At 36.0% G+C, this 15,052-nt stretch carries 12 protein-coding genes; 9 read left to right on the forward strand and 3 right to left on the reverse strand.

What is annotated here, in order from left to right; genetic code table 11:
* Positions 1-96 precede the first annotated feature (96 nt).
* Positions 97-1,350, forward strand: coding sequence for an oligosaccharide flippase family protein (locus L2586_RS07610; protein WP_235292268.1), 1,254 nt, complete (start codon positions 97-99; stop codon positions 1,348-1,350).
* 106 nt (positions 1,351-1,456) lie between these two features.
* Positions 1,457-2,674 (forward strand): glycosyltransferase, encoded by a 1,218-nt coding sequence (locus L2586_RS07615; RefSeq protein WP_235292269.1) that lies wholly within the window; start codon positions 1,457-1,459, stop codon positions 2,672-2,674.
* Here L2586_RS07615 and L2586_RS07620 read toward each other — a convergent pair.
* Genes L2586_RS07620 through L2586_RS07630 form a run of 3 tightly spaced genes read right to left on the reverse strand, consistent with a single transcriptional unit; the run spans position 2,664 to position 8,481 of the window.
* The gene (locus L2586_RS07620) at positions 2,664-4,181 is read right to left on the reverse strand and encodes a glycoside hydrolase family 2 TIM barrel-domain containing protein (protein ID WP_235292270.1); all 1,518 of its coding nucleotides are present in this window, start codon (positions 4,179-4,181) and stop codon (positions 2,664-2,666) included. The two genes, L2586_RS07615 and L2586_RS07620, sit on opposite strands and share 11 nt — an antisense overlap.
* The gene (locus L2586_RS07625; protein WP_235292271.1) at positions 4,175-5,392 is read right to left on the reverse strand and encodes a hypothetical protein; all 1,218 of its coding nucleotides are present in this window, start codon (positions 5,390-5,392) and stop codon (positions 4,175-4,177) included. Before L2586_RS07625 ends, L2586_RS07620 begins: the two co-directional genes overlap by 7 nt.
* Positions 5,392-8,481 (reverse strand): hypothetical protein, encoded by a 3,090-nt coding sequence (locus tag L2586_RS07630; RefSeq protein ID WP_235292272.1) that lies wholly within the window; start codon positions 8,479-8,481, stop codon positions 5,392-5,394. The genes L2586_RS07625 and L2586_RS07630 overlap by 1 nt, the downstream gene beginning before the upstream one ends.
* A 179-nt stretch (positions 8,482-8,660) precedes the next feature.
* Between L2586_RS07630 and L2586_RS07635 the strand changes: the two genes are divergently transcribed.
* From L2586_RS07635 to L2586_RS07665, 7 genes are all read left to right on the forward strand, one after another.
* A complete protein-coding gene (locus L2586_RS07635; protein WP_235292273.1) occupies positions 8,661-9,842 on the forward strand; it encodes a response regulator in 1,182 nt (393 codons plus the stop codon).
* Between the two features lie 294 nt (positions 9,843-10,136).
* A complete protein-coding gene (locus L2586_RS07640; protein ID WP_235292274.1) occupies positions 10,137-11,552 on the forward strand; it encodes a sulfatase family protein in 1,416 nt (471 codons plus the stop codon).
* A gap of 332 nt (positions 11,553-11,884) precedes the next feature.
* Positions 11,885-12,835, forward strand: a complete 951-nt coding sequence (locus L2586_RS07645; protein ID WP_235292275.1) for a DUF4382 domain-containing protein — start codon at positions 11,885-11,887, stop codon at positions 12,833-12,835.
* A gap of 282 nt (positions 12,836-13,117) precedes the next feature.
* On the forward strand, positions 13,118-13,408 hold the full coding sequence (locus L2586_RS07650; protein WP_235292276.1) for an ArsR/SmtB family transcription factor: 291 nt from the start codon (positions 13,118-13,120) through the stop codon (positions 13,406-13,408).
* A 32-nt stretch (positions 13,409-13,440) separates the two neighbouring features.
* On the forward strand, positions 13,441-13,911 hold the full coding sequence (locus L2586_RS07655; RefSeq protein ID WP_235292277.1) for an SRPBCC domain-containing protein: 471 nt from the start codon (positions 13,441-13,443) through the stop codon (positions 13,909-13,911).
* A complete protein-coding gene (locus tag L2586_RS07660; protein WP_235292278.1) occupies positions 13,904-14,284 on the forward strand; it encodes a DoxX family protein in 381 nt (126 codons plus the stop codon). Before L2586_RS07655 ends, L2586_RS07660 begins: the two co-directional genes overlap by 8 nt.
* 8 nt (positions 14,285-14,292) lie before the next feature.
* Positions 14,293-14,871: a YdeI/OmpD-associated family protein gene (locus L2586_RS07665; RefSeq protein ID WP_235292279.1), complete on the forward strand. Its 579-nt coding sequence runs from the start codon at positions 14,293-14,295 to the stop codon at positions 14,869-14,871.
* Positions 14,872-15,052 lie beyond the last annotated feature (181 nt).

Below are 15,052 nucleotides of genomic sequence, written 5' to 3' on the forward strand. Positions count from 1 at the left end.
TCACCGAAATAAAAAGGTTCTTGGGTGATTGTCTCTCTATATTTGACACAGAATTAGCAGCAAGTACTGCTAAATGAACAACACAAATTATTTTATATGCAAGCTGTAGCTTTATTAAAATCGAGAAAAATATCTCCTGAGCAAATATTCATGCTTAGTGTTTTAATTGTCAATGGAGGGAATTACGTATACAACTTAGTCCTGGGAAGGATACTAGGCCCAGCCCAGTTTGCAGATGCTGCTGTTCTCATCACCTTTCTGCTTGTATTATCTTTTGTAGCCATGACCTTCCAGTTGGTCACTGCAAAATTTTCAGTGCTTATAGAAGATACGAAGTTTGGCGCTTTTACTTCTAGCATCTATAAAAATGCTACGGCAGTAGGAATAGGACTAGGAATCCTAATCGTTGTTTTCGCTGGCGAATTGCAAGCGCTTTTCCATACTTCTACATCCAGCATGTTTGTGATTTTTGGAATCGGAGTGCCGTTATATTTCATTATGAGTGTGAATAGAGGAATTTTTCAAGGTAAGAAAGAATTCAAATCTTTATCCATCACTTATCAAGGGGAAATGATCAGTCGTTTAGTCATTACATTATCATTAATCTGCTTATTTGATATTCAATCATCTATCGTTATTGCGATAGGTATTTTACTTTCCTTTGTATTTGGTTTGTTTCCGTTTAAAATGCCTAGCTTTTCCATAAAACAAGAACTGGTAGATCCAACTAGAAGGAAGCAAATTAGAAACTTCTTCATTCTAACTGCCTTTTATGAATTAACACAAATCATTATTAACAACAGTGATATTTTAATGGTGAAGCATTATTTCGAGTCCTATGAAGCTGGATTGTATGCGTCATTAGCATTGATCGGGCGAATCGTATACTTTATCGCATGGATGTTCGTGATGTTATTGTTACCTACTGTTGTTCAACTGAAAAAAGATGGAAAAGACACGGCACCTATATTGTTCAAATACTTGGGCTACATTGCAATTATAGCTTCTATCATTATTCTTGGTTGTGCCTTATTTCCTAAGACAGCCATTACTTTACTCTTCGGAGAATCTTACTTAGCGATGGCACCTTTATTATGGAAGTATGCATTAGCTACAGGCTTGTTTGCCCTTTCTAATATTTTCGCCTACTACTATCTATCATTGGACAAATATATTCCAGTGATCATATCAGGCGTATTCGGAATGTTACAGATGGGACTCGTTGTTTTCTTCCATGATAGTTTAGAACAAGTAGTTCATATGCAGATCATTGCGATGGTACTATTATTAGTCATCCAGCTTGCCTTCTTTGTATATGAGCAGAGAATCGCTAAAGTAGCAAATGCTTAATCTAACGAAAATTACCATTCGTCTACACCAATGTGCGCCTAAACTAATCTTGGCCTGAAGAGAGAGATAAAAAGCCCAAATTTGAAGTATAATAAAAAACATAAAAATGAAACTAGCAATCGTAACAGCATACCCACCAAGTAAAGTAACCTTAAACGAATACGCATACCACTTAGTTAGACAATTCAGACAAAAAGAAAATATAACCGAAATCGTTTTATTGACCGATAAAACAGAAGGTGAAAAGGACATCGCTTTTACAGAAGATGGTTGCAAAATTACCATCAAAGAATGCTGGGAATTCAATAGCTATACAAATATCATTAATGTAACAAAAGCGATCAATGCAACTGCCCCTGACGCGGTATTATTTAATCTTCAATTCATGAAATTCGGAGATAAAAAGATTGCTGCTGCATTAGGCTTAATGTTACCTATGGTATGTAAATTGAAAAAGATTCCAAACATTGTGTTGCTACATAACATCCTAGAAAAAGTAGACTTAGGAAGTGCTGGTTTCACAAACAATAAATTCATGCAGAAAGTGTATGGATTAATTGGAACAACGCTGACACGATTAATTCTTCAAGCGGACACGGTTGCTGTTACCATGCAAAAATATGTAGACATCCTTGAATCAAAATATAATGCGAAGAATGTAAAATTCATTCCACACGGTACTTTTGAAATTCCAGATGAGCCACAATATGATATTCCGAAATCACCAATGCAAATAATGACTTTCGGCAAGTTCGGTACCTATAAAAAAGTAGAAGGGATGATAGAAGCAGTAGAAAAAGTTAGAAAATCTACTGGTCTAGATCTAGAAGTTGTGATCGCGGGAACAGACAACCCAAATGTCCCAGGTTACTTAGCGAAGGTGCAAGAAAATTACAAACATGTTCCTCAAGTTCGTTTCACAGGTTATGTGGAAGAAAGTGAAGTTCCTACCATATTCAATGAAAGTGCAGTTGTTGTTTTCCCATACACTTCTACTACTGGAAGTTCTGGTGTATTGCACCAAGCAGGAAGTTTTGGAAAAGCAGTAGTCATGCCAGACTTAGGTGATCTTGCATTATTGGTTACTCACGAAGGTTACAAAGGTGAATTCTTTGAGCCTACATCAGTAGATAGTTTGGCAATTGCCATTGAAAGAATAGTTACGAACGATGACTATAGAATTGAATTAAGTAAGGCCAATTATGAAGCAGCGACGGCATATCCAATGTCTAAGATTGCAGACATTTACCTTGATACGTTTCAGGCGATTATGATGGATTCAGATGCAGCAGAAATGAAAGTAGCAAAAGAAGCTATTGCGTAGATATATATTTGTAGGAGGCTTTTCGTTCTCCGTGTTTATTGATAAACCCAAAGTGTTTTTGGGTTTCTTTTCTCCAAGGAAGTCGTCCAACGACTTCCTTCGGTATTTCTGTGAAATCATATAAAGTCCAAGACATGAATTGCAAGCCATTCGCTGCTATGATTTCTTGGATTTTCTGATGATAATTTGCTTGATCTTCCTCTGAAGAACCGAAAGGCTTCCAAAAACCGGAATAATTAGAAATTCCAAACTCTTGCAATACGATAGGCTTGTTAGGAATAGCTGCTTTTAGAACAGCAATACTCGCATCTAAGTCTTCCAGATTTTCGTAGTAATGAAAGGAAATAATGTCCACTTTATCTTTTAAAATAGTGCCACTTTCTATGTTGGACCAACCGATGGTAACTGGATGAATAGAATCAACTGACTTTACTAAATCAATCATATTATCAAGCCATGCTATAACATTCTCCTCGCCCCTATTTTCGAAATCTAAGTTAGGTTCATTCTTGATATCCCAGGCAATGATTGCTTTATGGTCTTTAAATGTGCTTACAATCTTTTCTGCGTGACGTTCATTAAGTGTCCAGTCCAACACCGAATAATCTCCATAAAAATCGAAAAGGGTAACCACAACTTTGAGCCTTGTTTCTTCAGCTGCATCCAGCGCAATCTTCAACTTAGCCAGTTTATCTGGATTCACTTCTGCCTTTCCAAAATCATTATACTGAATAAAAATCCGAATAGAATTTAGCCCTGCTTCTTTGATGAGCATAAAATCTTTAAGTAATAAGTCTTTATCGAATCGATCGCCAAACATGTCCCACGGCGTTTCTTGCGGATAATAATTAATCCCTTTTAAATTGATCGTGTCTGTATTAATCGCAATTGTTTCTGGATGGTATGCTTCGACTTCCTCTTTCACAAAATGTCTAATCCGCCAAAATCCATCTTCAAGCAAGAGAACGATTTTATAATCAGCAACCTCCTTCGTCTTTAGAATGGAAATTCCATCTTTATAAACACTCTTGTATTCTACTACACCTCGGTCCGTAACCACTGCTAGTTGTCCATCTTCACTGAAAAATTCTAGCGTAGGATGATGAGCCAATGTGGTCGACTCGATGTTAATTTTTGCTTCCTTATTTAAAGCAATGAATTTGTAAATATTTTCTCGGGCATTATCTGTGAAGTAATCTTCTATTCCGGCAGTGGTATTTGTTTTATACGCAACCTGCATCACATACCAAGCATCTAAGTAATCATTCTCGATTCCGTTCAAATTTTCTTCATCGATCGGTCGTCCTTCATTAGTTATCGGCGCCCATTGAACGGTAGGAATGTACTGATCGGCCTTTTTAATTTCTGTGTGAAGCATCGAACTTCTGTCTGCTCCAGTGTTGAGGTAGCTAAACAAAGCACTGACTCCTGAGACAATTAAAGCGATAATGCCTATATAAGAGGCGATTAAAGCAGTGCGTAATATGTTTCTACTGAAGCCTACCATAGTTTAATATTGTCTATTTTTTTATCCATGCCTGCCGCCTGAATCTGAAATCGATAGTCTCCGTTTTTATAAATATCCTCTTCTAAGTAAAATATTACATATCCTTCTACAGAGGTTTTTGGGATAATTTCTAGGAGTTGATCATCCTTATAAATGAATAATTTTACTTGCAGCCCATCCGGAATCATTTGCCCCATAAAACTCTGAAGTGGGCCCACAGTTAAAGCTCTGTTGTGGTCAGAAAAAGTAAGTTCAAAATCTTCAATGACTTGCTCATAATCTAAAACAACCGAATTACTCTCTGCTATTCCATCGATCATTGCGGTTACCCTCCAAGTTTCAGCTTTTTCTGGATGTATCATTTTGGCTGTCGCAATACCGCTCAGGGTTGTACCCGAAGAACTTAATGTATTTCCATCAGCATTAGCAATTAAAAAATTGACATATGTTCCATCGCTAACTACATTATCGTGCTTGTCTCGAATGATAGAAGTTGAGAAAGTTGTTATTTGATTTCCATCTGCATAATGGTGTGGTCGATGAGCTGAGATCGAAAAATCAACCGGAATCGCTGCAGCAACATTGATACTGAATTCTTTAGAATCTTCGCCTAAACAAGAAGATGAAACCAACATGCGGCCACTTTCCCTTTTTGAATATAGATTCTGAAAAGCAATTAAGTGCTTAGTCGCTACTTCTTCACTTTCTTCCACTTCTAGAAATTGATGCTGCACATTAACCAGCGTATTTTGTGGAAGCGGATTATCTAATGAATCAGTGGGAATAACAACCATCATCGTATAATCTGTTCCTCCAGCTTCTATACTAGGTGGGCCAATGTAAGTTTCTAAGGAGGCAACCGTATTTATTGGTTCCAAGGTAAATTTTCCAGTAAGTTCGTCTCCTTCCGATAAACACTTCCATCGAACGACGCCTATTTTGTCACTGATATTCGAAGGAAGTCTATACCATATTTCATTATCTTTTTCCTCGGGCGACAAGACTGTTGATCCATAACTACTGGTCAAGTAGATCAATGGTGATTCCCCTGCAACTTTTGAAAACTTTAATACGATGTCACTGCCTACTTCGTAAGTAGCTTCTAAGTTTAATCCATTCATATATGAATTACTCGTACTCATCTGAGCAAGGACTAAGCATGATATCAGAATTAGAACTGATAGCAGGAGATATGTGAGTTTTTTCTTCATTAATTAGGACTACCTATATAACTATTCATTTCTATTTTAATATACCCGAAATATGGATCATTGACTTTAATCAAGTGCGATTTCATATGATCTTCTATTCGATTTTGTACTATTTTCTTAGCGATCGCTTCATTCGGCAAGCCATTTACAAAAATATTCTTCATGTCATCATTAATCACTTCTACCGCTCCTCCATCTAATATTTTATAGTCAAATGCTTGTTTTCTCTGTTGGCGAATGCCAGCTTTTACAAATAAATGATCTACCCAGACCATGTTTTGATCTTTATCATAATAAGTGATCAATAGCTGAGGAATCGTAATTTCTTGAATCCCACTATTAAAAATAACACCGCTTACGGATTCAGTACCTACCTGAATTTCACTCAGGACCATATTTTTATACAAGTCAGACCCCGACACATTCCCCGCCACTTGTAAATTAAACTTAGTTGGTTGTTCTTCGAATTCAACAGGTGTAAACTCATCAGGATTAAATGTGTCCGGAATAGAGTCTTCTGTCTTAGACCACGCGATACCTTCGAAGTTAATTCTGAAGCTACTTGATTCCTTAGGCATCAACTTATGTTTCACATGGTATTTCGCATTATAAGTTGCTAATTCTTTATTTTCATCATTGTACAAAGTTCCTTTTAAAATAACATCCGCAGGGACATTATCGATGTTTTGAACATGGCCAATAATGGCATAATGACCATCATACTTGACTAATTTCGCAGAAACTACTTCTAATACAGGTTGTTTTAACACATCTTCATGATGGGTCTGTTCTGTGGTAATTCTTCGTCTACCTTGGTTGTAATACTTGGTAACATTATCTGAATACAATTGATCAGGGGGCAAATCAGAATTTAAGTCTTCGGGATGTAAATACCACTTGCCATTCAGCCTTGAAAGTTTTCTATAATCTATTTTTTCAATGTTTTCTAGTGGCGTAATCCACTCCGTTATCACTTTAGCAAATGCCGTACTATCATTGTAATTAGTAATCTCCGTTTCTATCGCATTCATTTTCGCGTAACTGCTTAAAAGGCCATCTGTTACTGAAACTTCTAACATGTATTGGGCAATAGATAAATTACTAGCAGGATGAATTAATTGATAAGCCTTGTTAAACTCCTTGAAATCAAGTGCGTCGTAGTAGGAGATCACTGCATTTTCAGGACTTCTTTGTGAGTCATTTTTGAGGTATAGAAGATATATTCCATAGCAAACCAATGCAGCTAAAAAGAAGGACCATATATGTGTTATCTTAAGTACACCACTGGAAAACTTATTATAGGGTAATGGATACTTTAGAAAGTCTGGAAGTGCTTTGATTCTAGTCTTTAAAGCATTGACCAATAGCATTTGTATATTAAGAATGAAAGCTATGAGCACCGTTAAAAACGGTATAATTCCCCAGTGTAATTTTAGCCACTGTGGTATCTTATCTTTTGGTAAAATAGAAGAGACTGGTGGTATATTCAAGCGTTCCCATACCATAATCCCATTTTCCAATTGACGTAGTCGCTGCCAACCACAGAAATATAGAATCGGATCATAAAATTTATCGTTCGAGAATATATATTTGAGATTGTACTTTTCAGGTGTGGTTAAAAATTGCTGAAGAGAGCCAATTCCTGCTACACCTTTAAACTTGGAGTTCTCTAGGCGCTCTATTGGCCGAGTCGTTAATTCAGGAAGCCTTCTTGCAGAATGATAATTTCCATCGACCGTCATCGCATTCGTCTGTGCGCTTAACCATGCCATTTGATCACCAAATCCAAGTGTCAAAAAACGCCACTTATCGTGATCATCTTGATTCAAGAAATTGACAATAGGCAACATTTTAATCTTCTGCGGTTGCGAAGGTCTGAAATAGCCTAAACTCATCGTGAATATGAACATAAAAACAAAGAGCCCTGCAAGCACTCCACCAATAATCCGATGATATATTGCCCCGAATTTAGATTGGATTAATTCCTTCAGATCTCCTTCCACGAATCGATAAGCAAACTCACCTAAAATAGGTAACGACATGATTGATGCCCATAGCGTAAAGCGATCTAAGGTCAATATATTAAAAGCTGTTTCTCCGAGTACTTTCAGTGGAATCGGTGTCGTACCACCCGTTCCTAGCACCGTCAAAATGGTGATAGATAGTCCAAAAAACAAGTAGCGTTTGCTATAATACCTGTAAAAAATATAGGGAAGTAAGATGAGTAAAACACCCCACGGGATTAAGAAAAACACCAAACCCGAAGACAGAATTTCTAAGAAATTATCTCGAGATCCATGTGGAATAGGAACTTGAGTAATCGGATTTGCTTTAGAGTTAATCCAGTATGGTAGAATGCAACCTATGATTAGGACTAGTGAAAGCATTCCGAAACTTACAATTCGCTTGAATAACTTTAGAAAACTATTCAGGAAAACCTTGAAAGTAACTTCCTTCATAGATGAAACTTGATCACGGGAAACATCCATTATGACCATTCCTATTAATGGAAATATAAAGAAGACCATTCCAAAGATAGGTGTCACATGATGAGATGTAACAGTAACTGCAATTAATGAAAGAGAAGTGGCTAGATACCATAATTTCCCTGTCTTCAACCAGAGATAAATTTCTGGTAATGAATGCATGAGTACAGAAATACCAATTATACTCGGCAGTTGTCCAAAAATATGCAGTGTTTCCACGAATGACGATGAAAAAACAGCTAATAATGCAGCGTATCCAGCTACCGTTTTATTAGACGTCATCAGCAAGGCAAAGCGATAGACACCTGTAATAAAGAGTAAAATCGCGATGATCGCTACGGCAAACATACCGAACTTTAATCCACCAATTAAAGACAGAATTCCTATGCTCTGGTGCACCAGCGGCGGATAACTCATTACGGAGAATCCAGTATACCACTCATAATTCCAAGGTTCGAACCAACTATTCGCATAATGATCCGCAAAAAACAAGTGAATTAATGCATCATAAGTTGACTCTAAAGTGAAAAATATAGCACTACCATGAAATACTAAACCCAACAGGAGAGCGGCAATCAAGTATTTGTTCGTAATTTCCTTCATATAAAGCCTCAGCTATATCTTCGGTGTAAAGATAAATAAATAAAACAGTGCTGCATTTCTAAATCAACTATAGTTATCTACCATTCGTCTACACTTAATTCCACTTAAACTAATTTTCATTATTTGAAGAGTCATCTAACGTAACTTTACATTATCAATAACAAAAAATATATCTTATTATGAAAGTTTTAGCAATCGATGATCAGCAATTAGTTTTACTTCCTTTACAGAAACGCCTTGTAGAATTAGGATACGAAGTAAAAATAGAAACTGATGCAGTTAAAGGAATCGAGTTATTCGATACTTTTAATCCAGATCTCGTGATTGTGGACATCAATATGCCTGGCGTATCAGGCTTGGAAATTGTTAAACACATAAGATTAACTGAAAAGTCTGAAACACCAATCATGGTATTATCAGGTGATACAAAAGATGAAACTATTACCGAAGGATTCGAATTAGGAATCGACGATTACATGAAAAAGCCACTAAGCCTAAATGAAATCTGTCTTCGAGTTAAAAGATTAATTGGAGCGCCAGAATTAGCAGATGTTGCTACTACGAATAATGTAATAATTCAAGAGCGATGTGTAGGTGTAGTGATACCATGTTATAATGAGGAAGAAAGATTATTGAGCAAAGAGTTCACGGACTACCTTGATGAAAACTCAGGTTACCATTTGTGTTTTGTTAATGACGGTAGTAAGGATAAAACATTAGAAGTTTTACATAAACTTCAGAAAGGAAGAGAAGATTATATTTCTGTCTATAATTGTGAAAAGAATGGCGGAAAAGCGGAAGCGGTACGTTTAGGGATGTTGCATATGGCTAAGAAAGAAGATCTAGATTACATTGGTTTCTTAGATGCCGATTTATCTACAGACTTAGCCGACTTTGATGACTTGGTTAAAACGATCGAAAATTCCGATTTTAAAATTGTCAGTGGTTCTAGAATTTCAAGAATGGGAGCCAATATTACTAAGGAATCAGCACGTAAAATTATAAGTTTAACAATCAACTTCATTATCCGAAAAATCCTAAAAATGGATTTCAAAGACACTCAATGTGGAGCGAAGATATTTCATAAAGATGTAATCGATATTGCATTCAGTGAAAAGTTCGTAACGCAATGGATCTTTGATGTAGAAATATTTAAGCGTATGAGTCTACATTTCGGATTAAATGAGGCTAAAGCAATGTTATGCGAACAACCTCTAAAAAGATGGATTCACGCTGATGGTTCTAAATTATCCATGAAAGACTCTGTAAAAATCGTTGGCCAATTAGCACAAATTGCTTGGGTATACAGAGGAAACGCAAATAATAATAAAATCAAGCCTAGCCTGGCTATCAATTCATAATAAGACTATTTTAGATTAATGGGCAAGTTTCGAGTAAGCTATTGTTAGCAAAAATTTACTGGCCTATTTTTCGATTGCTAGTATAAATTCATTCAGATACTTTTACATAAAAGGACTGAGTGAATTTTGCTTTTTTACACCCTTCTCCTTTTTCTATTCGGCTATCCATTTGAGGTTGTCGAAAGATCGGAACAATATATACACTGATTAAAATTGATTACATCGCTAAAAAAGCGCTGTCATCAAGAGAATTGTATATTTTGTTTCTGATTAATGAAAACGAATAGAATGACTATGAAAATTAAAGCTGTCATTATCCTTATTTTGATTGTTGCACCAATGCTTTTTATCGCTAGCACAAAGGAAAAAACGCAACCTAATCAGCGTCCTAATATTTTATTCTTCCTTGTAGATGATCAAAGAAATGACATGCTATCTTGCGCTGGGCATTCTATTATTCAGACGCCTACCGTCGATAGTTTAGCAGAAAATGGTGTGCGATTCACTAATGCTTTCGTTACTACATCAATATGTGCAGCAAGTAGAGCTTCCATTATCACAGGCCTCTATGAAAAGAAACACGAATACACTTTTGGAAAAGATCCGATTAACTCCGAATATGTACATCAATCATATCCCTACCTCCTTAAAAAGTCTGGATATAAGACTGGATTCATTGGCAAATTCGGGATTCGACTCGAAAAGCAAGATAGTATGCTTCCAGAAATGTTTGACCTCTATAAACCTTCCCCGAAATCTGGGCCACACTTTATAGATCTGCCAGATGGAAGCAAAAGGCATTCCGCTGAAATAAAGGGAGACCAAGCGATAGATTTCATTAATCATCAGTCTGTAGAGCAACCATTCTGTCTTTCGATTAGCTTCAATGCGGTTCACGCCGTCGATGGAAATAAAACGCCTGGCAATGATGGACATTATCCGTATCCTAAAGCTGTTGCCCACCTGTATGAAGATATTGAAATGCCATTGCCGGAATTATCAGATCCTGAAATATTCGAAAATCATCCGGAGTTTATGAAAAATTCACTGAGCCGAGAAAGATATTTTTGGCGTTGGGATACACCGGAAAAGTATCAAACAAACATGCGTGCTTATTATCGGATGATCAGTGGGTATGATCAAGTGATGAAACGGGTACTTTCGGTTTTAAAGGAAAAGGGACTTGATCAGAATACGATCATTATCTTTGCAGCGGACAATGGATACTACATGGGAAATAGAGGATTTGCTGGGAAGTGGTCGCACTACGAAGAATCATTAAGGATTCCATTGGTTATCTATGATCCACGGAATCCTCAGGACACTCGCGGAAAAACAAATGATCAAGTTGCTTTAAACATTGACATACCAGCTTCTATTATGGATTACGCCGGTCTTTCACAACCTGATCTATACCAAGGTGCTTCTCTACTGCCACTTTTAAATAATGAAAAAGTTGAAAATTGGCGGACAGAATTTTTGTGTGAACATAGAATGGAACATCAACAAATCCCTAAGTATGTAGGAATTCGCGGAGAACAATATGTTTATGCCAACTACTACGAGCAAGTTCCTCCCTATGAGTATTTGCATGATCTAAAAGCTGATCCGAAGCAATTAGAAAATCTTGCGTTAAGAAAAGATTATAATACATTGCTAGAAAAGATGAGAAACAAATGCGATAGTCTAGAATTAGCGGTTTCCAAGTAGTTTTCATTCAGATAAAATCTTAACATTGACATAACTAAGAAGTATACCACTGGCTTAGTACTGCATTGTATTACCTGGTAAATTAGGCTAGATTATCAAGAAATTAAGCATCCCTTTAAAGTAAAATTTCCATTCATTTTATAGAATAGGTTCTGAAAGTTACTTGTTTTAATCCTCTCATTTCTTGTTTAAAAGAATCATTTTTCCATCATAATTAGCTTTAAATCTCATACAAGACACTTCCGATTCATTAAGCTAAAGTGAAGCAATTTGCAAGAAAGCACCTCCGTTTTCCTATCACTTTATAATATTTATTAAACAAAATAAAACTTATGACAATCAAAAATTTCAGTTTACTGTTCGCATTTCTTGGTGTATTCACATTTCTTACTTCATGCCAAAAAGATAACGATAGTAATGAAGAATTGAAAGGTTCGGCACAATTTGAAATTACGGATGCACCTATCGATGATGCTAATGTTAGTGCTGCATTTGTAACTATTTCAGAGATCAAAGTAGATGGCAAGTCTATAGAAGGTTTCAATAAGACGACCATTGATATTTTAGCTTACCAAAATGGAAATACGAAGCTTCTTGCAGATACCGATATCGAGGCTAAATCTTACAGCAATATTACTTTAGTATTGGATTTTGAAGAAGACGCAAATGGAAATTCACCAGGTTGCTATGTAGAAGAGAACAATGGAAGCGTGAAGCACAAGCTTGCTTCTACCTCCAATGAAATTACGGTAAATCATAACTTCAATGTTGAAGCTGATAGCCAATCCCAAATTGTTCTCGATTTTGATCTTAGAAAATGCATTAAAAAAGAAGACAATGAAAATGACAAATATGAATTTGTCTCTAGTGCAGAAATGGAAGCAGGAATTAGAGTTGTATCTAAATCAAATGTCGGAATCATCAAAGGAAATTGCAACGATATCATTACTGGTAGTGATAAGATCGTTGTATATGCTTACAAGAAAGGCGACTATAATAGAAATGCAGAAGTTCAAGGACAAGGTCAAAGCAATATTGAATTTGCTAATGCAGTAACCAGCTCATCTCTTGATGCGAATGGAAACTATGAACTACACTTTCTAGAGGAAGGTGAGTATGAAATTCATTATAGCGCTTACGAAGAAAAGAGCGATGGCGAAGTGGAATTAAAAGGGATGCTCATTGCTGATCTGATAGGTTCGCTTGATCTTGGAGCAGTAGAGGTAGATGCTTCAGCTTCAGTAACTGTAGATGTGCTCATTACGGGTATACTACCGCTTTAAATTAATTTTTATAAGTAAATAATATTGGGAGAGCTCATGTAGAAAATGAGCTCTCCTTTTTTAATTATTCAGAAAACGAATTTCTTTTTTTTATGTCAATTTAGATTTAAAAATTTGAGGATTTCCAGTTATATAGAAAGTTATTCAACACAAAACTCTAAACACCCTTTCTAAAATTCCCTGCGTTTATTAATTAATAGATAGCAATCTTAAAATAAAAACAACGAAATTATTTGTGCAGTCATTCAACTGCATTATATTAGCAGCCAAATAGCTGCATAAATGAAAACAAGACGTGATATTTTTCAAGCCATTGCTGACCCCACTCGGAGATCTATTCTAGCACTGATTGCATTGCAAGCTATGACTCCTTCTGCGATTGCTGCTAATTTTGACTCCTCTCGACAAACTATTTCTAAGCATATTCAGATTCTTACTGAATGTGAATTACTGGATAAGCAACAAAATGGAAGGGAAATATACTATCACTTCAATCCGAATAAAATGAAAGAAGTTGCAGAATGGCTTATGCCTTTTGCAAAGATGTGGGATGACCGGTTTAACAAACTGTAAATGATTATGAAAAATCATCAATCAAGCGACCAATGAAAATTAAAACCCAAATTCAGTCTGACGAAGACAAGCAAGAATTACTCATTACACGAGCATTCGACCTGCCAATCCACTTACTTTTCAAGGCATTTATAGACCCAGATATCGTTTCGCAATGGATGGGAACGAAAGTCATCAAGCTTGACATCCGAAAGCATGGTAGCTATCAGTTTATAACGACAGATCCAATGGGGAATAAGCATGGTTTTAATGGTGTAATCCATGAATTTGTTTTAAACAAAAAAATAACAAGAACATTCGAAATGGAGAATTCAAATTTTCCAGTCCAATTAGAGTTTCTCACCTTTCACCATGTGTCAGAAGAAACTTCAGAGTTGAAGATGCACATTATCTATAAAAGCGTGGAATATAAGAATCAAATGCTTCAACTTCCATTTGCCCAAGGCATTAATATGGCACATAATAGATTACAAGCTATTGTAAAAAAATTAGATCATGAATAAAAATAAAATCATTTATTGGGTCACTACAATTTGGTTGGCATTAGGAATGCTTTCTACCGGAATTGTTCAACTAATCAAAATGAAGGAAGAGGTGGATAACTTTATAGAGCTTGGCTACCCACTTTATTTAATGACCATTATTGGAATTTGGAAAATATTAGGTGTTATTGCAATACTGCTTCCTAAATTTCCCCTAATTAAAGAATGGGCTTATGCTGGCTTTTTCTTCGTTATGAGTGGAGCTATCATTTCACACCTCGTATCTGGGCATGCCATTCAATATATTTTGCCTCCTTTATTACTCTTAGTCTTAACCTTATTATCTTGGTTCTTCAGACCTGCAAGCAGAAAAACTATTACTGAACTTAATTAGAGAATACTATGAATCCAAAAGTTGATTTTTACTTTGAGAAAAATGAAAGATGGAAAGAAGAGATCACCTTGCTTCGACAAATTCTGCTTGATCTCGAATTAGCAGAAGAACTAAAATGGGGATGTCCTTGCTACACTTACGAAGGTGATAAAATTGTCTTGATCCATGTTTTCAAGGAGTATTGTGCCATTCTATTCTTCAAAGGTGTCTTGCTAAAAAACGCAGAAAATCTACTCATTCAACAAACAGAAAACGTCCAGTCCGCTAGACAAATGCGTTTCACTAGTTCTAAGGAAATTAAGGAACAGCAGGAAATTATTATAACCAATGTCTATGAAGCTATAGAAGTGGAAAAAGCTGGCTTAAAAGTGGAGATGAAAAAGACAAAAGAGTATGATGTTCCCGAGGAATTTCAGGTAAGGCTTGATGAAGATCCGTCTCTTAAGAAAGCTTTTGAATCTTTAACACCCGGAAGACAAAGGGCTTATCTGCTCTATTTCTCAAGTGCAAAACAATCCAAAACAAGATCTGCAAGAGTAGAAAAATACATTAACATTATTTTGGATGGAAAAGGACTAAATGATTAGGTGAAATACAATTTCACAGCGATGATTTTTTCGTTCTTTTTCATCAAAGGAAAAAGGACATTAACCATTAAGAAGTCCAAGATTGCTTTGAGCATTATATCCTATACAACTAAACCTTTAAACCAAAGTATACTTATAAATATAGTAGTGTCAACAATCTCGATAAACCTTAGCATAAAGT

This window comes from Portibacter lacus (genome assembly GCF_021533215.1).
Classification (GTDB): Bacteria; Bacteroidota; Bacteroidia; order Chitinophagales; family Saprospiraceae; genus Portibacter; species Portibacter lacus.